Raw genomic sequence first — 21080 nt, forward strand, 5'->3', positions numbered from 1 at the left:
ATTCCCTGCGGTTGGCAGGGGCAGACAGAGTACGGAGCAACACGATGACCAAGGCGCTTGAGGGCGTTCGCATTCTCGACTTCACCCACGTCCAGTCCGGACCGACCTGCACGCAGCTGCTGGCCTGGTTCGGCGCCGACGTGATCAAGGTGGAACGTCCGGGCGTGGGTGACATCACCCGTGGCCAGCTGCAGGACATCCCGAACGTGGACAGCCTGTATTTCACCATGCTCAACCACAACAAGCGCTCGATCACGCTCGACACCAAGAACCCCAAGGGCAAGGAAGTCCTCACCGAGCTGATCAAGAAGTGCGACGTGCTGGTCGAGAACTTCGGCCCCGGCGTGCTCGACCGCATGGGCTTCCCGTGGGAGAAGATCCAGGCGATCAACCCGAAGATGATCGTCGCCTCGATCAAGGGTTTTGGTCCCGGACCGTACGAAGACTGCAAGGTCTATGAGAACGTCGCGCAGTGCACCGGCGGTGCCGCCTCCACCACCGGCTTCCGCGACGGTCTTCCGCTGGTCACCGGCGCACAGATCGGCGACAGCGGCACCGGTCTGCATCTGGCGCTCGGCATCGTCACCGCACTCTATCAGCGCACCCATTCCGGCAAGGGCCAGAAGGTCACTGCCGCGATGCAGGACGGCGTGCTCAACCTCGCGCGCGTCAAGCTGCGCGACCAGCAGCGCCTCGCCCATGGCCCACTGAAGGAATACAGCCAGTTCGGCGAAGGCATTCCGTTCGGCGATGCCGTGCCGCGCGCCGGCAACGATTCCGGCGGTGGCCAGCCCGGCCGCATCCTGAAGTGCAAGGGCTGGGAGACCGATCCCAACGCCTACATCTACTTCATCACCCAGGCCCCGGTCTGGGAGAAGATCTGCGACGTGATCGGCGAACCGACCTGGAAGACTGATCCGAACTACGCCAAGCCGGCCGTCCGCCTGCCGCGCCTGAACGAGATCTTCGGCCGCATCGAACAGTGGACGATGACCAAGACGAAGTTCGAGGCGATGGAAATCCTCAACAAGGACGACATCCCCTGCGGCCCGATCCTGTCGATGAAGGAGATCGCCGAGGACCAGTCGTTGCGCGCGACCGGCACCGTGGTCGAGGTCGACCACCCTACCCGCGGCAAGTACATCTCGGTCGGCAACCCGATCAAGCTGTCGGACTCCCCAAGCGACGTGGAGCGCTCCCCGCTGCTCGGCGAGCACACCGACGAGATCCTGCGCAGCGTACTCGGCTTCTCGGACCACCAGGTCGCCGACATTCACAAGTCCGGCGCGCTCGATCCGCCGCAGAAGCAGGCCGCGGAGTAAGCGGAGCTACCCGAGAAAACAGAAGGCCGCCGGTTTCGGCGGCCTTTTTGCTGGCGCCGAGATGAACCATGTCGCGCAATCGGCACGTTTCCTGGGTTGACCCGCCAAAGCGAATAAGGACTAATCTTGGGGAACCGATGCGGCAGCCGGCCGTTGTTATCTCGACCGGTGTGCTCTCAAATGCGGGCGTGCCGCGGCCATAGCGAGTGACTGAACGCCTCGCAAAAGACCTGCATACCGCTGAAGAACTTGCCGCCTTCTCCCTGGAAGGCGAGGCCTAAACATGCAGGATGCGAGAGGAAAGCGTCGCGTTCTGGTCGAACCACGAACGTTGATGAAAGTGAGGTCGAAATGTTGAAAGATCAATCCCCTGATCGCGCCAAGCGTGAAGCCAACAAGGCGTTTAAACCAACCACAACGCAAAAGCCGGTGAATGACTATGCGAAGGACCAGAACTCCTTCAACGAGAACCGGGAGCGGCTGAAAGCCGAGCGATTGGCCCGCGAAGCCAAGCCGGGAAAAGATTCCGATTAGGAGCCGCTCTGAACCAGCTTCCGTTCGCAAACGCGCTGGAAGCCTGGCATCGAAATCGACCCCGATCTAAAGCATCGAGAGCACGACGATCCCGTCTTCAAGCTCGCCTAAGGCCAGCCGAGTCCGCGCGACGCGCTCTAATTCCGTTCGGTTCTTTTGAAGATAGCTGAAGGCCTGCTTCTGCGTCAGGAACGTGGTGGCAAGTCGACACATTTGCCGGCCCGCGCCAAGCGCGAGAAAGAAAGTGATTGTGCCACCGCTGTCCGACTTTATTCTAGGCACGACCCGCACTCTTTGGCATGTGACCGGCCCTCTCCAGATTTTCGTCGGCGCTTTTAGTGCCGGCTATGGCGGCAGCTTCTTCTTGCGCTTCGCGGGGGCAGGCGCCGGCAACGACGCTTGAAGGGTCGCGTCGGCCGCTTCCTTGGCCCGGCGCAGCTCTCGAAGCCGCGCCATGTTCTTGCGAACATCGACGGCTTGCTTTTCGGCATCCGCCATGGCTCGCACGCCTTCTTCGGCAGCCAAACGCTGACGATTGGTGCGCGCTATGGCTTCAGGTGATGGTTCGGCCGATTTCCTGGCGCTCATTATTCACCCTGCTCTGCAACAGACAAAACCCGCTCAATCCTGGGATCGAGCGGGTGGCGTGGCCGTTTCAGTACATCCGTGAAACGGCACCAGGGCTTTAAGCCAGCGAGAGATTCTCTGCGCTGACCTTGCCCCGCATCTTGTCGGTCTTGAGCTCGAAGTTGACCTTTTGGCCCTCTGCGAGACCCGCAAGACCAGCCCGTTCGACCGCGCTGATGTGAACGAACACATCACTACCACCGTCGTTCGGCTGAATGAATCCAAAGCCCTTCTGGCCGTTAAACCACTTCACAGTACCTGTTGTCATTTTCTTCTCCAAAGCGCATACGCGCGCGCCCCGCGCGATAGTCACGCAGAACCAAGTCAATTCGTCGATGTCTATGGAAAAGGAGCCCGCGGGCACATTCAACAAGGCACAGCGGCTGAACGAACAGCTCTAACGTATACCACATCTGCCTCATTTGCAAGGCTTGGGCGGATTCCAAGGCGCTTGGCCAGCCTTCATGGCTTGGCCAGCCTTCAAGGCTTGGCCGGATTCAAGGATTGGCCGGACCCTATGCCTCAGGAACTCGACGGCGAGATACGCCCGCGTCAGGACGGACGGAGTAGGCACGATGCCGCAGGATGGCGCCAGTATGCCAGCTCTCGCCAGGCATCCCCTATAGAAATTCGAGACGCCCTGTCGGATCGGAAGTATCCCGTTCGTCATCTAGACATGAATGGGCAATAGACGCTGAGGTCGAGCCCAACGATTCATGAGGAAGAACGATCATGCCCAGCACTGTCCGCCTGCACCGCGTTCTCTCGACCAGCCCCGAGAAAGTCTATCGCGCTTTTCTGGAGGCGGATGCGCTGGCGAAATGGCTTCCGCCGAATGGCTTTACCTGCACCGTGCATCATTTCGAACCGAAGGTCGGGGGCACGTTCAAGATGTCGTTCCGTAACTTCACGACGGGCAACAGCCACGCCTTCGGCGGCGAATATCTCGAGCTCATCCCCGGCGAACGTCTCCGCTACACCGACAAGTTCGACGACCCCAATCTGCCGGGTGAGATCCAGGTGACGGTGTTGCTGAAGAAAGTATCCGTCGGCACCGAGGTGGATATCACGCAGGCCGGCATTCCCGACGTCATCCCGCCGGAGGCTTGTTATCTCGGCTGGCAGGAGTCGCTGCGGAATCTGGCGAAGCTCGTCGAGCCCGAGATCAACCAGTAGCGTCCCACGCGGAGCCGAGGGCCCGCCAAAGGCGGGCGTCTCGAAGGATGGGCGGCAGAGAACAGCCTTGAATGCGATAGTCCTGTCCGGAAGCGGGGCAAGCGATCGAGCCCAGTCTCACAGCGCTTACGCGCCCACCCTCGACTCCAGCCCGCCGCTTGCGGTCCAGCGCTCCGGGTCGGGGCTGTGTCCGATCAAGGCCAGGCCGTAGGCAATCGACTCGAACTGGTCGCCCGACATCAGCCGTTCGTTGCCGAACCGCTCGGCGAACAGTTTTCGGACAGCGGGCACGAAGGACGTGCCGCCGGTCAAAAACACCTTCTCAATTTCGCGCGCGGTGATGCCGGCTTCGCCCAACACCTTGTCGACGGTGGCCCCGAGCCTCGCGATATCGTCGGCAATCCAGGCTTCAAAATTCTTCCGCGTAATGGTCGAGCCAATGTCGACCCCGCCGCCCTTGAAGCGGAACTCGACCTGGTCCTGCGCCGACAACGCGACCTTGGCATCGGACACCGCGCGGTACAGAGAAAAGCCGAGGTCGAGATCGACGATGGTGATGAAGTCCTCGAGCAGAGCCGGCTTCACCGCGGTGCGCGCAAGGTCCCGGAGCTCGCGCAGGTCGCCGTTGCTCTTCATCATTGCGAGCTGATGCCAGCGCGCGAGATTGGTGTAGTGGCCGGTGGGGATCGGCAGCACCTTGTCGAACGAGCGGAAGCTGGAGCCTTTGCCGAGGCGCGGCGAAACGACATGGTCGACGATGCGGTAATCGAAGGTGTCGCCCGCAATGCCGATGCCGGCATGGCCGAGCGGCTCGGCACGCAAGCTGCCGCCTTTGCGCGAGAAACGCATCACGGAGAAATCGCTGGTGCCGCCGCCAAAATCCGCGACCAGCACGGTGGCGTCGCGCTCCAGCCGGCGGGCGAAGGAGAACGCGGCGCCGACCGGCTCGTAGACATAGCGCGCGTGACCGGCGCCAAGGCGCTCGAACGCGGCCCGGTAGCGCTGCATCGCCAGCGCTTCGTCGGGATTGCCGCCGGCGAAGCGCACCGGGCGGCCGACCGTGATGGTCGACGTCTCGAAGCCGAATTTGTCGCCGCCATGGCGCGCCAGCGTCCGCAGGAACGCCGCCAGAATATCCTCGAACTTGTAGCGCTGCCGGAACACCTGGGTGGTGTTGAAGCTCGAGCTCGCCGCGAAGGTCTTGAACGACTGGAGGAAGCGGTAGACGTGGCGCCCTTCGAGGAACTGCTCGATCGCCCAGGGGCCGCCTTCGGCCTGGGCCCCGGCTCCCGGCCGGTCCTCCCAGAAGCACAGTGCCGAGACAAAGACGCTGTGGCGCTGTCCGCCATGGTCGAAGCGGATGGCCTCGACCCGGCGGTCGTCCGCTGCAATCGCTACGACCGTGTTGCTGGTCCCAAAATCGATGCCGATCGAGACGGCGGGCGAGGCGCTCGACATGAACCACTCTGACAGATGATTGGAAGGGGGCAGACCACTAACGGCTTTGCCTTGCCCTGCCAAGACCTTGCCCTGCCAAGACCCTGCCGGACCGCCAAACACCGCGTTTCGGCTGTCCAGGAGGACTTTAAGCGCGAAACGGCCCCGTTAACCCCGTGCTATGTTGCAATGCGGGATATCGCATGCTGCTATGCAATGGCATGCGTAGACAGTGGCATCTGGTATACATAGATTGCCCTTCGAAATGAGACAGCAATACTGACCGTCTCAAGAAGGGATCTCCAATGTCCAAGTCCGCTGCCGTCGCTCTCGCACCGTCCTCCTCGCTGTTCGCCCGCCTGATGGCCACGATCGACCGCCTCCTGATGGCGAGCGCCGAGATTTCGAATCACAACGGCGACCTCCCCCGTTTCGGCCTGTAAGCCCGCGCTGCCAGGAGCGCGACGGTTTCAGACCGGTTCGCATACTACTTTTGATGAATGGCCCCGTAGGACGGGGCCATTTCTACTTGTGCTGGCCTGAGTCACAGCCGCAACGGGTCAAGGTACTGCGGCATTTGCGCACGGTGACCGGACCAGCGCTTGAAGCTTGGCATAATGCATACAAGAATGCCGTCCCAGCGCTCGCAGAAAAATGAGAGGCGCCACGGGAGGCTTTATGACGGACATGGTGCAAGCAACCGCCCCTACAGCTGCGCGCGTTAGCGACACGTATCGCTGGACGCAACTGGCGGTCGGGGTCGGGGCGATGGTGATGATCGCCAACTATCAATACGGCTGGACGTTCTTCGTCCCCGACATCCAGAAGAAATTCGGCTGGGATCGCGCGTCAATCCAATGGGCCTTCACACTGTTCGTGCTGTTCGAGACCTGGCTCGTGCCGGTCGAAGGCTGGTTCGTCGACAAATACGGCCCGCGCCTCGTCGTGCTCATCTGCGGCGTGCTGTGCGCCATCGGCTGGGCGATCAATGCCCAGGCCACCACGCTCAACGGCTTCTATCTCGGCATGATCATCGCGGGCATCGGCGCGGGCGGCGTCTATGGCACCTGCGTTGGCAACGCGCTGAAATGGTTTCCTGACAAGCGCGGCCTTGCCGCCGGCATCACGGCTGCCGGCTTCGGCGCGGGCTCCGCGCTCACGGTCGCGCCGATCCAGGCGATGATCAAGGATAGCGGGTTCCAGACCACCTTCCTCTATTTCGGTCTCGGCCAGGGCATCGTCATTTGCATCCTCGCCTTCTTCCTGCTCGCGCCGAAAGCAGGTCAGGTGCCGAGCGTGGTCGCGAACGCCGCGCTGGTGCAGACGCGCCGCAACTACCAGCCGACCGAGGTCCTGCGCCAGCCGATCTTCTGGCTGATGTACTTCATGTTCGTGATCGTCGGCGCCGGCGGCCTGATGGTGACGGCGAACCTGAAGCCGATCGCGCTCGACTGGAAGGTCGACAACGTGCCGGTCACGCTGATGGCGGTGACCATGACCGCGGTGACTTTCGCGGCCACGATCGACCGCGTGCTCAACGGCCTGACGCGTCCGTTCTTCGGCTGGATCTCCGACATGATCGGACGCGAGAACACGATGTTCATCGCCTTCGGTATGGAAGGCATCGGCATCTGGATGCTCTACCTCTGGGGCCACGATCCGCTCTGGTTCGTGCTGCTCTCGGGCTTCGTGTTCTTCGCCTGGGGTGAGATCTACTCGCTGTTCCCCTCGACCTGCACCGACACGTTCGGCGCCAAGTTCGCGACCACCAATGCGGGCCTGCTCTACACGGCGAAGGGTACGGCCTCGCTGCTGGTCCCGATCGGCAACTACATGCAGCAGTCGTCGGGCAGTTGGGACCACGTGTTCATCATCGCGGCCGGCGCCAACATCCTGGCCTCGGCGCTGGCGATCGCGGTGCTCAAGCCCTGGCGCAAGGTCGTGGTCGCGCAATCGACTATCTGACACACGCTCCAAAAGCGCTTCTTGCGCAAAACGCCCGGCCTCAGGCCGGGCGTTTTCGTTTTGCGCGAAGCTTTCGCGAGCCCAATTTTTCCCAATGGAACCCGCCTTTTGTCACCAGGGCGCCAAGTTAGGGCTTGCAATCTGGAATATGGTATACCAAGGTCCCCGCCGCGCTTGCGACGATAAGCCACAATATTGCGACATCAGGTCATCTTGCAACCGGTGTCGAACAGACAGGCGCTTGGGAGGTTCTTGATGATTTCCGGCACCGACGGCGCCGTCACGGCCGCGCCTCTTCGCACAGGTTTCCGTTGGCTCCAGCTCGTCATGGGCATCGTCTGCATGGCGATGATCGCCAATCTGCAATACGGCTGGACGCTGTTCGTCGATCCGATCGATCACACGCACCACTGGGGCCGCGCCGCGATCCAGCTCGCTTTCACCATCTTCGTTGTCACCGAAACCTGGCTGGTGCCGATCGAGGCCTGGTTCGTCGACAAATACGGCCCGCGCCTCGTCATCATGTTCGGCGGCGTCATGATCACGCTGTCATGGATTCTCAACTCCTACGCCGATAGCCTCACTTTGCTCTATACGGCCGCGATCATCGGCGGCATGGGCGCGGGCGCGGTGTACGGCACCTGCGTCGGCAACGCGCTGAAGTGGTTTCCCGACCGCCGCGGCCTTGCCGCCGGCGCAACTGCCGCCGGCTTCGGCGCAGGCGCCGCGCTCACCATCGTGCCGATCGCGACCATGATCGCAACGAGCGGCTATCAGCACGCGTTCTTCACCTTCGGCATAGGCCAGGGCGTGATCGTCTTCGTGCTCGCCTTCTTCATCCAGCCGCCGCGGATTTCGATCCCGCCGAAGAAGAGGCAGCTCAATCTGCCGCAGACCAAGATCGACTTCACCCCGCCGCAGGTGCTGCGCGCCCCTATTTTCTGGATGATGTATCTCGTCTTCGTCATGGTCGCCTCCGGCGGCCTGATGACCGCGGCGCAGATCGCCCCGATCGCGCACGACTTCAAGATCGCCGACACGCCGGTGACGCTTGCAGGCTTCCAGATGGCGGCACTGACGTTCGCGATCTCGCTCGACCGCATCTTCGACGGTTTCGGACGCCCCTTCTTCGGCTTCGTCTCCGACACGATCGGCCGCGAGAACACCATGTTCATCGCCTTCGGCACCGCCGCGCTGATGTTGCTGACGCTGTCGTCCTATGGCCACGTGCCGGTCGTCTTCGTGCTCGCGACCGCTGTCTATTTCGGCGTGTTCGGCGAGATCTACTCGCTGTTCCCCGCCACCTGCGGCGACACCTTCGGCTCGAAGTTCGCAACCACAAACAACGGCATGCTCTACACCGCGAAGGGCACGGCATCCCTGCTCGTTCCGCTCGCCAGCGTAATCTCGGCGACGTACGGGTGGAAAGCCGTGTTCGTGGTCGCGGTGGCGCTGAACGCGACGGCGGCGCTGATGGCGCTGTTCGTGATCAAGCCGATGCGCCGCTCCTTCATCCTCGGCAAGGAAGCCGAGAGCGTCAACGCCGCGACGGCTAACGCCAAGACCGAGACGGCGTAACGGCCACGCACCTTGCTCGGTTGAGAAAGGGGCGCAGCGATGCGCCCCTTTCTTTTTTGCTTTTGGGGAACGGCAAACGTCAGCAGTGCTGCCGCAAGATTTTTCGGATCAGCCAAATCCAACGCTTGACCATTGGCATTATGTATACCACACTTGCTCCAACATTCACCCAGGGAGGTTGCAATGCTGGTCGGAGACATTCTGCGCAACAAGACACCGCGCGTTGTCACGGTGCGAATGAACGAAACGGTGGGTATCGCCGCCAAGCTGATGCGCGCCAACAATATCAGCGCACTGGTGGTGAAGGACGTGGTCCGCTCCGAGGGTAACACCGCGGTCGGCATGTTCACCGAGCGCGACGTCGTGCGCGCCGTCGCCGAGCACGGCGCCAATGCCGTCAACGTCAAGGTCTCGCAGCTGGTCTCGGTGCAGCAGCTCGTGTCCTGCACGTCGAGCGACACGATCGAGCACATCCGCCATCTGATGAACCAGAATCACATCCGCCACCTGCCTGTCATCGACGATTACAGTCTGGTCTCGGTCGTCAGCATGCGCGACATCGCCGCTGCCATGGACGAAGCGCTCAACCGCACGCCGCAAGCAGCAGCCTGAAGGCGTCGCCGCACTTCCTGGAACTGCAGCCACGGAAAAAGGGCGCCCCTCCCGCTTGCGGGAGAGGGTTGGGGAGAGGGTCTCTCCGCTAGGAAGACTCCCCAAGAGGATAGAGCCCTCACCCGCCGCGCGAGCGCGTCGACCTCTCCCGCAAGCGGGAGAGGTGCAGAGAGCCTGTGGCGTGAACGATCGAACGAACGACCAATTTTGGTCCCGCGAGGATTCCATGAAGATCTGCATCTACGGCGCCGGCGCGATCGGCGGATATCTCGGGGTTCAGCTCGCGCGCGCTGGCGCCGACGTCAGCCTCATCGCACGCGGCGCCCACCTCGCCGCGATGCGCGAGCGCGGCTTGACGCTGCTCGCGGGCGAGGAGAAGCACACCGTGCATCCGCGCTGCACCGACGATCCCGCCGAGCTCGGCGTGCAGGACTACATCATCATCACGCTGAAGGCGCACTCGATCACCGGCGTGATCGAGAAGATGCAGCCGCTGCTCGGACCCCACACCCGCATCGTCACCGCCGTCAACGGCATCCCCTATTGGTACTTCTACAAGCACGGCGGCCAATACGAGAACGCGACGCTGGAGAGCATCGACCCCGGCGGACGGCAGTGGCGCGAAATCGGCGCCGGGCGCGCCATCGGCTGCATCGTCTATCCCGCCACCGAGATCGAGGCGCCCGGCGTGATCCGCCACGTCTACGGCAACAATTTCCCGCTCGGCGAGCCCTCCGGTGAAATCACCCCGGACGTGCAACGCCTCGCCGATCTCTTCGTCGCCGCCGGGCTGAAAGCGCCCGTGCTCGACCGCATCCGCGACGAGATCTGGCTGAAGCTGTGGGGCAATGTCTGCTTCAACCCGATCAGCGCGTTGACCCACGCAACGCTCGACGTGATCTGCACCGATCCGGCCACCCGCGCGCTGTCCCGCGCGATCATGATGGAGACGCAAGGCATCGCCGAGACGTTCGGCGTCAAATTCCGCGTCGACGTCGAGCGCCGCATCGAGGGCGCGCGCAAAGTCGGCGCGCACAAGACCTCGATGCTCCAGGATCTCGAGCGCGGCCGTCCGATGGAGATCGACCCGCTCGTCACCGTTGTGCAGGAGATGGGCCGCCTCACCGGCGTCCCCACCCCCGCGCTCGACTCGGTGCTGGCGATGGTGACCCAGCGCGCCCGCATCGCCGGTCTCTATGACGGTATCACGACGCCATCAGATCCGCGCGCACTGGCGGTGGCATGATGGCCGGCGAGATGAAACAATGGCTCCGCTTCCGCAACAGCGGTGCGACCGGCTTCGGCACGTTGAATTCGTCAGGCATCAGCGTGCACGAGGGCGAGATGTTCGGCCGCCATGCAGCCACCGGCAAGACGCTGGCACTGTCGGAGGTCGAGCTGCTCGCGCCCTGCGCGCCCAGCAAGATCGTCGCGCTCTGGAATAATTTTCACGCGCTCGCGGCCAAGCTCAACCAGCCTGAGCCACCGGAGCCGCTCTATCTGCTGAAGGCCACCACCAGCATCACGACACCTGGCGCCGTGATCCGCCGTCCCTCGTATTACGACGGCAAGACAACATATGAGGGCGAGCTCGGCATCATCATCGGCAAGACCTGCGCCCGCGTCTCGCCGGCGGAAGCAGACAGCTTCATCTTCGGCTACACCTGCGTCAACGACATCACCGCCAACGACATCCTGACCAGCGATCCCACGTTCCCGCAATGGGCTCGCGCCAAGGGCATCGACGATTACGGCCCGTTCGGCCCCGTCATCGCCACCGGTCTCGATCCGGCCAAGCTGGTGGTCCGCACCATCCTCAACGGCGCGGAGCGGCAGAACTATCCGATATCGGACATGATCTTCACCGCGCAGGAACTGGTCAGCAAGATCTCCCACGACATGACCCTGCTCCCCGGCGACCTCATTGCCGTCGGCACCTCGGTCGGCGTCGGCGTGATGAAAGAGCCGGTGAACATGGTCACCGTCGCGATCGACGGCATCGGCGAGCTCACCAACGAGTTTCGGCTGTAGCGCAATCTCTGTCGTTCGATGGATTCCGGGCTCGGCGCTACGCGCCGCCCCGGAATGACGGCCGAGGGGACCTGACGTCGCCCGCTCCCAATTCGGTAAAATCCGGTACTCTCCACCGCCCTCCGCCGATCGGCTGACGCAACCAGCCGTGGATCGCGCTACCGGAAACGTCCGGGCAAGCCCCGCGACCCTTTCGCGCCAGCGCCTCGGCGCGTTGCAGGAGACGCTGGCGACGCTGAACGCCTTCAAGACGGAGCTGTCGAAGTCGCAGGCCGATCTCGTCCCGCTGGAGGCCCCGGTGTTCGGCATCGAGGCTCTGATTACGGACGTCGGCACCACCCGCGACCTCCTCGCCAAAACCGTCGGCGAGATCGAGGCGAGCGGCGACGTCACCCTCGCCTCGCGCGTCGATGCGCTGACCAAGAGCAAGCGCGAGGTCGAAGACCGCCTAGCCCGCATCTTCGACAATTTCAACGCGCTCGACGGATTGCGGAAAGACATCGGCGGGATTTTCTCGACGATTCGGAGTAGCCTGAACCGGATCGGGTGAGGCCGAGCTGCGTAGGATGGTTTCGCTGCGTTCAACTCATCCTGCGAGCCGCGTGCTCCGAAACGTTCAGACACATCACATCTCCACGCGCCCGGCAGATGCCGCCAACATGTCGCGCGGATGCCGCACTGTGGACGTATTCGGCCGCCCTTCTGTGAGGCGTGTCTGGGGGCACGGCGGTGCCGTGTTTGGACCAAACCTTCTAGGGGTATGACTGTGAAGAAGATTGTATTTGTCTTGGGTGCTACGCTTGCTCTGGTGACGGTTGCGAATGCTGCGGATCTGCCGCGCCGCCAGCCCGTTCCCGTCTATTCGGAGCAGGCGCCGATCGGCAAGATGCCGATTGGCAAGAGCCCGGTTGGAAAGGCCCCGATCGGCAAGGCGCCCGGCCCGGTCGCGGCGCGCTACTGACGCGTTAGCGAAGTACGCGCAGAAGAAGCAAGCGCAGACTTGGCGTAAGCGGCCGACAGTCGAGGGGCACAGCGTGACGAACAAACCTGATCGATCGGGACCCTGCATCCTTGCGGGATTTGCGCTCGCGGCCATGATCGCGTGTACGACACCCTCGGCCTCGGCCCACGAAGCGAACAAGCGCGTTGCTGACGCAAACGCGCTTGCCACCACCGACACCGTATCGCGGCCGGCGCCGCCATCGACGCGGCGCGCGGAGAAAGGTCCGTACTACGTCGATTTCCGCGCCCGCACGGCCGCGAGCTGGGGCCACGCCTTCGTCTGGTACGGCAAGACCAGCGAGCGCGCCGTCGAGGTGGCAGGGCTCACGCCCGCCGGCGACACCTGGGCCTATGTGCTCGGTCACGTCACCTGGGTGCCGGCGGAGACCGGCGCGAGTTACGGCGATCTCGACCCGGACTATCTGACCGCGAACTACCGCGTCTATTTGAACGAAGCCGACGCCAAGCGCGTGTTTGCCTATATCAAGAGATTGCAGGCGAGCTCGCCGGTCTGGAACGCCGAGACCACCAACTGCACCGGCTTCATCGGCGACATCGCCGAGTACATGGGATTGAAGGTCCCCTACCGCTGGCAGCGGCCGGAAAACTTCGTCAACAGCCTCAAGGAAATAAACGGCGGCCGCCAGATGGTGCGGCTGTCGGCGGAGTAGCCGCAGCCTTGTCACCCGTCGGGCAAAACACTCCGCGCAATTCCCCCACCTCGCTTGTCAATCCTCCGCGCCAAAAATATTCCACTTTACCGAAATTCTGATTTACCGTACACACGAACCACCCTGTCCGAGACAAGGGACGGATCGCGATCGTCACGAACGGCGGGCAGGGTAGCGATGGACGCGACGGCGTCGGGCGCGATCGGAATTGCAGGGCGGCCTTGCCGTGAGCAGTCACCACCGCGCGTACGACACGATGCCGACAGCGTTTTCGCATGGCTTCGGGCGTGAGCACACGCCAGCTCTCGAAGTCCCAGCGAGGATGTGCGCGGACGGTCAAGTCGTGTGGTCCTGACGCCCGGGGTCTGTGCGTCAAGTCCAGCGGTGATGTTGCTGCCCGACCGGGCGTGCGCATCAGCGATCCGCTCGGCGACGGGGGCAATAGTGCATCGCTCCCCGAGGAGAGCACGAAGTAAGCCGTAAACCATTGCGCAGGGAAGGCCGGGCGATTGGCTGACCTGTGGTCCACCCCGTGTGCATCTTCCTGCGCACGGACCTGGGTGCCAGCCGGCGCCCGGCCTTCCCTGCGCCCTTGTCACGACGAGGGCGATGCGATCAGGCAAAGCTCGGGCGAAATGCGCCGCGAGGAGGCGAAGGTGTGTCCACTGTTTGAAAGTTGGGTCGGGATTGATCCGCAGACGGTTCGTCCGTGCCCCGGATGCAGCGCAGCGTCCCCTCGACGGTGCCCTGCAGAGCCGGGGCCCATCTTTCAGAGTGCTCGCGGGGCATGGGTCCCGGCTCTGCGCCGCAACGTGAAGGACGTTGCAGCGCGTCCGGGACACGAGACGGAACGACGCTGTCGCCCACACTCATCGCGCCCCAATTATCCGCCCCACGGAATCCCCCACTCCCCCGCATGATCGCCCTGTCCGACCTCGCAATAGACTTTTCCCGACCCGGGCGGCATCCTGCCGCCATCAACCGATAACAGAGCGCCACGCAGGCGGGGGAAACAGATCATGTTGCAGACGCGGTTCACGAAGCTCGTCGGTGTCGAGCACCCGATCGTCCAGGGCGGCATGCAATGGGTCGGCCGTGCCGAGCTGGTCGCTGCCGTCGCCAATGCCGGGGCGCTCGGATTCATCACGGCGCTGACCCAGCCGACGCCGGAGGACCTCAGGAAGGAGATCGCGCGCTGCCGCGACCTCACCGACAAGCCGTTTGGCGTCAACCTCACCATCCTGCCCGCGATCAAGCCGCCGCCTTATGCCGAATACCGCGCCGCCATCATCGAGAGCGGCATCACGGTGGTCGAAACCGCCGGCAACAAGCCGCAGGAGCATGTCGACGAGTTCAAGAAGCACGGCGTCAAGGTCGTGCACAAATGCACCAGCGTCCGTCACGGGCTCTCGGCTGAGCGCATGGGCGTGGACGCCATCTCGATCGACGGGTTCGAATGCGCCGGCCACCCCGGCGAGGACGACACCCCCGGGCTGATCCTGATCCCGGCCGCCGCCAACAAGATCAAGATCCCGATGATCGCTTCAGGCGGCTTTGCCGACGCCCGCGGCCTCGTCGCCGCGCTGGCGCTGGGCGCCGAAGGCATCAACATGGGCACGCGTTTCATGGCCACCAGGGAAAGCCCGATCCACCAGCTCATCAAGGAGAAGATCGTCGCCAATGACGAGCGCGAGACCGAGCTGATCTTCCGCACCATGCGCAACACCTCCCGCGTCGCCAGGAACGAGATCTCGACCAAGGTCGTTGCGATGGAGAAGGAAGGCGCCAAGTTCGAGGACATCCGCGAGCTCGTCGCCGGCGCCCGTGGCAAGATGGTCTATGCGACCGGCAACTCGGACGAAGGCATCTGGTCGGCGGGCCAGGTGCAGGGCCTGATCCAGGACATCCCGAGCTGCGCCGAACTCGTCTCCCGGATCGTGCGCGAAGCCGAGGCCATCATCCGCGGCCGGCTCGAAGGCATGATCGTTCATCCGACAGCGCAAGCTGCTGAATAGTCACTGTAAGAAGCGAGAGCAATTTATGAAGGCTTATGTCTACGGCCCTGGTGGCGCTACGATTTCCGACGTCGCTCAACCAAAACCTAAAGGCACGCAGGTGCTGGTCCGCGTCCGCGCCTGCGGACTGAATCGCGCCGACACCGGCATGCGCAAGGGCCACGCCCATGGCGCGGCCGGCGGCGCCGGCACCGTGCTCGGTATGGAATGGGCCGGCGAAGTCGCCGAGCTCGGACCGGATGCCAAGGGCGTGAAGGTCGGCGACCGCATTATGGGCTCGGGCGGCGCGGCGTTCGCCGAATACACGCTGGCCGATCACGGCCGGCTGTTCCGCGCGCCCTCGAACATGAATTTCGAGGAAGCCGCCACCCTCCCCGTCGCGCTCGCGACCATGCACAACGCCGTCGTCACCGTCGGCGGCGTGCAGCCCGGGCAAGCCGTGCTGATCCAGGGCGCAAGCTCCGGCGTCGGCCTGATGGCGATGCAGATCGCCAGGCTCAAGGGCGCCAAACTCGTGATCGGCTCGTCGACCGATGCCACTCGCCGCGGCCGGCTGAAGGAATATGGCGCCGACCTTGCCGTCGATTCCTCCGATCCCACATGGGTCGACGAGGTGCTGAAGGCGACGAACGGCGAAGGCGTCGACCTCATCGTCGACCAGGTCTCAGGCCAAGTCGCCACCCGGAACCTCGCCGCGACCAAGGTAAAAGGCCGCATCGTCAATGTCGGCCGGCTCGGCGGCACCCATGCCGATTTCAACTTCGACCTGCATGCGGCGCGCCGCATCGACTATGTCGGCGTCACCTTCCGCACCCGCACCATCGAGGAGGTCCGCGAGATTTTTGAGGAGGTTCGCAAAGACATCTGGGGCGCGGTCGAGTCGCGAAAACTGCAGCTGCCAATCGACAAGGTGTTTGCCTTCGACGACATCGACAAGGCATTCGAGCACATGGAGGCGAACAAGCACCTCGGCAAGATCGTGGTGACGGTGCCGTAGCGGTCCCAGTCTTGCGGGGTGGGCAAAGCGAAGCGTGCCCACCACAAGCGGTTGATCAGGAGACGCCTGTTGGTAGGCACGGCGCCATGGCGCCTCTGTCCACCCTACGAAAAGGTGCTCCTGCAACTCACTTGCGACTACGTCTGTGGACTGCAGCTTGATGTTCACCCGTGGCCTGCTAAATCCCACGCCATGAGCTCCCAACACAACAAGACCTCGGTCGCGGCGATCTCGATCTTCGCCAGCGGCGGCATGGCGGCGGCCAAGTTCGCAGTCGGGATCGCGATCGGCTCGCTGGCGCTGATCTCCGAGGCCCTGCACTCCTCGGTCGACCTGGTCGCCACCATCATCACCTGGGCGGTGGTACGGGTGTCCGACAAGCCGGCGGACGAGGAGCATCATTACGGCCACGGCAAGCTCGAAAGCATCTCGGCGCTGGGCGTCACGGCCCTGCTCTACGTGCTCGCCGGCGGCATCCTGGTCGAATCCTACAGCCGGCTGCGCGAGGGAACCCCGCCACCGACCATTTCGGCCGTGCCGTTCGTGGTGCTGGTGATCGACATCGTCGTCAATCTCTGGCGCGCCCGCGCCCTGCACCGCGCCGCGCGGGAGACGCGGAGCCAGGCGCTCGCCGCCGACGCGCTGCATTTCGCCTCCGACGTGATGGGCTCTTTCGCCGTGATCGTGGGCTTGGTCCTCGCCGCCCTCGGCTTCTGGTGGGGCGATGCCGCCGCGGCCGCCGCGGTCGCCGTGATGATCGCCCTGCTCGGCTTGCGCATGGCCGGCTCGACCGTGCAGACGCTGCTCGACCGCGCCCCGGAGGGCGCGCAGGAGAAGGCCACGGCCGCGATCCGGGGCGTGTCCGGCGTGATCGACGTCAAACGGCTGCGCGTGCGCATGGTCGGGGCGACCACCTTCATCGACACCATCGCAAAGGTGCCGCGGACCTATCCGATCGACCGCGTCGAGGAGATCAAGCGCAAGGCGCAAGCGGCCGTCGACAAAGCATTCGGCGATACCGACCTCACCTTCACCGCGGTCCCCGTCGCCCGCGACAACGAGACCGTCCGCGACCGCATCATGGTGATCGCGCATAATTCGGGACTCGCCGTCCACCACGTCACGGTGCACGACCTCGGCGGCAAGCTGATCGTCAGCATCGACCTCGAGGTCGACGCCGGAATGCAGCTCGACGCTGCCCATGACGTCGCCAACACGCTGGAGCGCAACATCCAGGAGGAGTTCGGCGCGGACGTCGAGGTCGACGTCCACATCGAGCCGTTGGAACCTGAACTGCCGTTCGGGGTCGATGCCGCACCGGAACGGGTGCAGGCCATCGCCGCCGCTCTGACGGAATACGCCGCCGGCGGCGAGATTCACGACATCCACAATGTCCGCGTCCGCAACACCGACGCCGGCGAGATCGTCAACTTCCACTGCCGCGCCGAGCCGTCGATGAGCGTGATCAAAGTGCACGAGCACGTCGACGCGATCGAGCGTGCGCTGCGGCGCGCGTTCCCGAGCGTGAAGCGCGTGATCAGTCACGCCGAACCGCCGCGCGCATGATGCAGAATGTGCGAGGAGTCACACGTTCCCGTTTCGGACTCGTAACGCACGTCAATTTACGGACGCGAGAGGCGCGAACTCTCCATTGGATAAGAATTATTCGGCATTAACGATTCATTGACTCTCGACAGGCCGCGAAAACTGGATTCAAATCGCTGTGATTCGAAAGCGATGTGGGGCTGCTTTCGAAATCAGTCGCAGCAGAGTTTCCAGGGGGCCTAGGGCATGGCGCGTGCAGACGCCGCGAACGCGTGCGTGCAATCCGATTCGATCAAAGGATTGGCGCAATCGATCGCGAAACCTGCCTACCATCGGCTGCTGATCGCGGAGCCGGCGCTGCGCCGCGCGGTGCCGACGCTCATCATCGCGTTCCTGATCACGATCTGCCTCGGCGCGTTCGTGCAGGTCGTCGATCAGACGCGCCAGAAGCGGCTGGTGATCCGCCACGACATGTCGGCGCTCGTTGACCTGCTCGCCGAGCGCATCGACCGCCTCACCTCGGCGCGACAGGAGCGGCTGAAGAACATCGAGAACCTGCCGACGCTGCTGTCCGATCTCATTCCGTCCTGGGGCACCGCCTCGGGCCGCCACGTCATCGTCACCTCGGCCGGCCTCGATCGCCGCATCCTCGCCCGCATCCCGGTCGACAGCGATCCCTCGGGCAACGATCGTCTGCTCGACGCAATCACGACGGCGCAACTGCTGGCGGCGCCGCCGCGCGACGGCAACATCTCCGACATGACGCTGCCGAACGGCAACGCCGCGATGGCGACCTCGCGGCAGATCAAGTCGCTGCCCGGCTTCGTCACCGTGATCCAGGAGCGCAACGAGCCGATCTGGGGCTCGGACGCCGCGCTGTCGGTGACGCTGTCGGCCACCACCGGCTTCGTCGTCCTGATCCTCGGCTTCGCCTTCCACTGGCAATCCACCCGTGCCCGCGAGGGCGACTTGATCAACGACGCCGTGCGCGGCCGGATCGACACCGCGCTCAACCGCGGCCGCTGCGGGCTGTGGGACTGGGACCTGTCGCGCGGCCGCATCTTCTGGTCGCAGTCGATGTTTTCGATGCTCGGCCTCGACGGCCGCAACGAGCTCCTCACCTTCGGCGAGGTCAACGCACTGGTGAAGTCCGACGACATCGACCTGTTCGAGATCGCCGACCAGCTTATCTCCGAGAAGATCGACCACATCGACCAGACCTTTCGCATGCAGCATGTCGACGGCCATTGGATCTGGCTCCGCGTCCGCTGCGAAAAGACCCACGGTGCGACCGATTCCAGCGTGCACCTGATCGGGATCGCCGTCGACATCACCGAGCAGAAGAGCCTCGCCGAGCGGACCGTGGAAGCCGATCTGCGCCTGCGCGACGCGATCGAGACCATTCCCGAAGCCTTCGTGCTGTGGGACGCCAGCGACCGCCTGGTGCTCTGCAACTCGCACTTCCAGCGCCTGCACAAGCTGCCCGACAGTGCCGTCATCTCCGGTACCTCTTACGAGACCGTGCTCGAGGTCGGCCGCATGCCGGAGGTGCGAACCCGCCATAACGAGACCGCCAGCCAGGGCCCCGGCGCGCGCACCTTCGAGGCGCAGCTCGACGACGGCAGCTGGCTGCACATCAGCGAGCGCCGCACCAAGGACGGCGGCTACGTCTCGGTCGGCACCGACATCACCCGCATCAAGGAGCACGAGCAGAAGCTGGTCGACAACGATCTGCGCCTGCGCGCCACCGTCATCGACCTGAAGCGCTCGCAGGCAGCTCTGGAACGACAGGCAGGCGAGCTCGCCGATCTCGCCGAAAAATACCAGCGCGAGAAGACCCGCGCCGAGGAAGCCAACCAGACCAAGTCGAAATTCCTCGCCAATATGAGCCACGAGCTGCGCACGCCGCTGAACGCAATCATCGGCTTCTCCGAGATCATGGGCTCGGGCATGTTCGGCGAACTCGGTTCGGAAAAGTACCAGGAATACTGCCACGACATCCTGACCAGCGGGCATTATCTGCTCGAAGTCATCAACGACGTCCTCGACATGTCCAAGATCGAGGCCGGCCGCATGAAGCTCGACATGGAAGAGCTCGACCTGGCGCAGACGCTGGCGGAATCCTTGCGGGTCGTCACCGGCCGGGCGCAGGACAAGCACCTGACGCTCGACGCCGACATCGAAAAATCCCTCTCCGTCGTCGCCGATCGCCGCGCCACCAAGCAGATCATCGTCAATTTGCTCTCCAACGCCGTGAAGTTCACGCCCGACGGCGGACGCATCGTGGTGCGCAGCCGGCAGTTCGACGACAGGATCGTGCTGATGATCGCCGACACCGGCATCGGCATCGCGCCGCATTCACTGGCGCGGCTCGGCCGCCCCTTCGAGCAGGTCGAGAGCCAGCTCACCAAGACCTATCACGGCTCGGGACTGGGGCTTGCGATCGCCCGCTCGCTGGCACAGCTCCATGGCGGCTCGATGCGGCTGCGCTCCAAGCTCGAAGTCGGCACCGTCGTGCGCGTGACCCTGCCGCGCGACGCGATCAAGGCGGCGTCCGGAATATCGGCCGCGGCCTGAATCCTACGATTGCAGCGACGGCGCGACTTCGCGCGCGACATTGACCAGCGCCGCAATCAGCGGCGTCATCGGATCGCGCTGCGGGATCACCATGCCGATGCTGTAATTGACATCCGGATCGGTGATCGGGATCGAGCGCACCGTGTCGGACAGGCCGAGCGTCTCGGCGAGCTTGGCCGGCATCACGCTGGCCCAGCGTCCCGTCTTCACATGCGTGAACAACACCAGGAGCGAGTTCGACGTCAAGGTCGGCGTCGCCTCCGCGCCGACCGAACGCAGCGCACGGTCTATGATGCGGCGGTTCTGCATGTCGGGCGTCAGCAGGCACAGCGGCACCTGCCCGACCTCCGTCCACGTTACCGTCTCGCGATCGCCGAACATTCCATCCGGCGCGGTGAGCAGGCGATAGCTCTCGTTGTAGAGCGGAATGGTGCGCACCTTGCCGATCGGCTCGTTCTCGATATAGGTCAGCCCCGCATCCACCTCGAGATTCTCGAGCAGCCCCAGCACCTCGGATGAGGTGGTGGACCGGATGCTGAAGCGCACCTCGGGATGCCTGGCGCGGAACGGCGTCGTCAGCGCGGCGACCATGCCGAGCACGGTCGGGATCGCGGCAATACGTATCTCGCCGGAGAGCTGATGCTTCAACCCATTGATCTCGTCACGCATCGCGCGTGCATCGCCCACGATCCGACGGGCCCAATCCAGCGCCCGCTCGCCTTCCGGCGTAAAACCCTGGAAGCGAGAGCCGCGCTGGACCAGCATCACGCCGAGAATCTCCTCGAGCTGCTTGAGCCCGGTCGACATTGTCGGTTGCGTCACGCCGCACACCTCTGCGGCCCGGCCGAAATGCCGCTCTTTCGCCAGCGCCAGCAGCAATTCAAGCTTGTCGAGCAACCGTCATCCCCTCGGATTGTGTGGTGGCATACAAGCTAGCATGCCGTACCCCGACCAACACGTAAAAACCGCCCGGCGGACAGCTCCGATTGCA

At 63.9% G+C, this 21080-nt stretch carries 21 protein-coding genes; 16 read left to right on the forward strand and 5 right to left on the reverse strand.

What is annotated here, in order from left to right; translation table 11 throughout:
- Positions 1–44 precede the first annotated feature (44 nt).
- Entirely contained in the window at positions 45–1322 is a 1278-nt protein-coding gene (frc, locus tag ABIB06_RS03805; RefSeq protein WP_211394187.1) for a formyl-CoA transferase, read from the forward strand.
- Positions 1323–1673: 351 nt separating this feature from the next.
- Positions 1674–1856 (forward strand): hypothetical protein, encoded by a 183-nt coding sequence (locus tag ABIB06_RS03810; RefSeq protein WP_247444991.1) that lies wholly within the window; start codon positions 1674–1676, stop codon positions 1854–1856.
- A gap of 66 nt (positions 1857–1922) precedes the next feature.
- On the opposite strand, the gene ABIB06_RS03815 is transcribed toward ABIB06_RS03810, so the two are convergent.
- The 3 genes from ABIB06_RS03815 to ABIB06_RS03825 all read right to left on the reverse strand — a co-directional run bounded on the left by ABIB06_RS03815 (position 1923) and on the right by ABIB06_RS03825 (position 2751).
- Positions 1923–2147: a hypothetical protein gene (locus ABIB06_RS03815; protein WP_354044482.1), complete on the reverse strand. Its 225-nt coding sequence runs from the start codon at positions 2145–2147 to the stop codon at positions 1923–1925.
- 54 nt (positions 2148–2201) lie between these two features.
- The gene (locus ABIB06_RS03820; protein ID WP_247350006.1) at positions 2202–2444 is read right to left on the reverse strand and encodes a transcriptional regulator; all 243 of its coding nucleotides are present in this window, start codon (positions 2442–2444) and stop codon (positions 2202–2204) included.
- A 97-nt stretch (positions 2445–2541) separates the two neighbouring features.
- Positions 2542–2751: a cold-shock protein gene (locus ABIB06_RS03825; RefSeq protein WP_211382982.1), complete on the reverse strand. Its 210-nt coding sequence runs from the start codon at positions 2749–2751 to the stop codon at positions 2542–2544.
- A gap of 464 nt (positions 2752–3215) precedes the next feature.
- Between ABIB06_RS03825 and ABIB06_RS03830 the strand changes: the two genes are divergently transcribed.
- Entirely contained in the window at positions 3216–3659 is a 444-nt protein-coding gene (locus ABIB06_RS03830) for an SRPBCC family protein (protein WP_354044488.1), read from the forward strand.
- A gap of 126 nt (positions 3660–3785) precedes the next feature.
- Here ABIB06_RS03830 and ABIB06_RS03835 read toward each other — a convergent pair whose 3' ends face one another.
- Positions 3786–5117: an Hsp70 family protein gene (locus ABIB06_RS03835; RefSeq protein ID WP_354044491.1), complete on the reverse strand. Its 1332-nt coding sequence runs from the start codon at positions 5115–5117 to the stop codon at positions 3786–3788.
- A 284-nt stretch (positions 5118–5401) separates the two neighbouring features.
- Here ABIB06_RS03835 and ABIB06_RS03840 point away from each other — a divergent pair, with 284 nt between their 5' ends.
- The 13 genes from ABIB06_RS03840 to ABIB06_RS03900 all read left to right on the forward strand — a co-directional run bounded on the left by ABIB06_RS03840 (position 5402) and on the right by ABIB06_RS03900 (position 20089).
- Positions 5402–5539, forward strand: a complete 138-nt coding sequence (locus ABIB06_RS03840; protein WP_247496438.1) for a hypothetical protein — start codon at positions 5402–5404, stop codon at positions 5537–5539.
- Between the two features lie 235 nt (positions 5540–5774).
- A complete protein-coding gene (gene oxlT, locus ABIB06_RS03845; RefSeq protein WP_247350002.1) occupies positions 5775–7061 on the forward strand; it encodes an oxalate/formate MFS antiporter in 1287 nt (428 codons plus the stop codon).
- Between the two features lie 255 nt (positions 7062–7316).
- Positions 7317–8639 (forward strand): oxalate/formate MFS antiporter, encoded by a 1323-nt coding sequence (gene oxlT / locus ABIB06_RS03850; protein ID WP_354044499.1) that lies wholly within the window; start codon positions 7317–7319, stop codon positions 8637–8639.
- 183 nt (positions 8640–8822) lie between these two features.
- Entirely contained in the window at positions 8823–9251 is a 429-nt protein-coding gene (locus ABIB06_RS03855; protein WP_354044501.1) for a CBS domain-containing protein, read from the forward strand.
- A 226-nt stretch (positions 9252–9477) separates the two neighbouring features.
- Positions 9478–10497 carry a 2-dehydropantoate 2-reductase gene (locus ABIB06_RS03860; RefSeq protein ID WP_354044504.1) on the forward strand — a complete coding sequence of 340 codons (1020 nt, stop codon included), beginning with the start codon at positions 9478–9480 and terminating at the stop codon, positions 10495–10497.
- A complete protein-coding gene (locus tag ABIB06_RS03865; protein ID WP_354044506.1) occupies positions 10494–11282 on the forward strand; it encodes a fumarylacetoacetate hydrolase family protein in 789 nt (262 codons plus the stop codon). The genes ABIB06_RS03860 and ABIB06_RS03865 overlap by 4 nt, the downstream gene beginning before the upstream one ends.
- 148 nt (positions 11283–11430) lie before the next feature.
- Complete coding sequence (locus tag ABIB06_RS03870) at positions 11431–11832, forward strand: hypothetical protein (protein ID WP_354044509.1); 402 nt, start codon at positions 11431–11433, stop codon at positions 11830–11832.
- A gap of 210 nt (positions 11833–12042) precedes the next feature.
- Positions 12043–12243, forward strand: coding sequence for a hypothetical protein (locus ABIB06_RS03875; protein ID WP_354044510.1), 201 nt, complete (start codon positions 12043–12045; stop codon positions 12241–12243).
- A 73-nt stretch (positions 12244–12316) separates the two neighbouring features.
- On the forward strand, positions 12317–12955 hold the full coding sequence (locus ABIB06_RS03880) for a hypothetical protein (RefSeq protein ID WP_354044511.1): 639 nt from the start codon (positions 12317–12319) through the stop codon (positions 12953–12955).
- 1019 nt (positions 12956–13974) lie between these two features.
- Entirely contained in the window at positions 13975–14970 is a 996-nt protein-coding gene (locus tag ABIB06_RS03885; RefSeq protein WP_354068435.1) for an NAD(P)H-dependent flavin oxidoreductase, read from the forward strand.
- Between the two features lie 25 nt (positions 14971–14995).
- The gene (locus ABIB06_RS03890) at positions 14996–15967 is read left to right on the forward strand and encodes a quinone oxidoreductase family protein (protein WP_354044512.1); all 972 of its coding nucleotides are present in this window, start codon (positions 14996–14998) and stop codon (positions 15965–15967) included.
- 192 nt (positions 15968–16159) lie between these two features.
- On the forward strand, positions 16160–17533 hold the full coding sequence (locus ABIB06_RS03895) for a cation-efflux pump (protein WP_354044513.1): 1374 nt from the start codon (positions 16160–16162) through the stop codon (positions 17531–17533).
- A gap of 225 nt (positions 17534–17758) precedes the next feature.
- On the forward strand, positions 17759–20089 hold the full coding sequence (locus ABIB06_RS03900) for a PAS domain-containing sensor histidine kinase (RefSeq protein WP_354044514.1): 2331 nt from the start codon (positions 17759–17761) through the stop codon (positions 20087–20089).
- 3 nt (positions 20090–20092) lie between these two features.
- On the opposite strand, the gene ABIB06_RS03905 is transcribed toward ABIB06_RS03900, so the two are convergent.
- A complete protein-coding gene (locus ABIB06_RS03905; protein ID WP_247349978.1) occupies positions 20093–20986 on the reverse strand; it encodes a LysR family transcriptional regulator in 894 nt (297 codons plus the stop codon).
- Positions 20987–21080: the final 94 nt, after the last annotated feature.

The organism is Bradyrhizobium sp. LB8.2, from assembly GCF_040548035.1.
GTDB lineage: Bacteria > Pseudomonadota > Alphaproteobacteria > Rhizobiales > Xanthobacteraceae > Bradyrhizobium.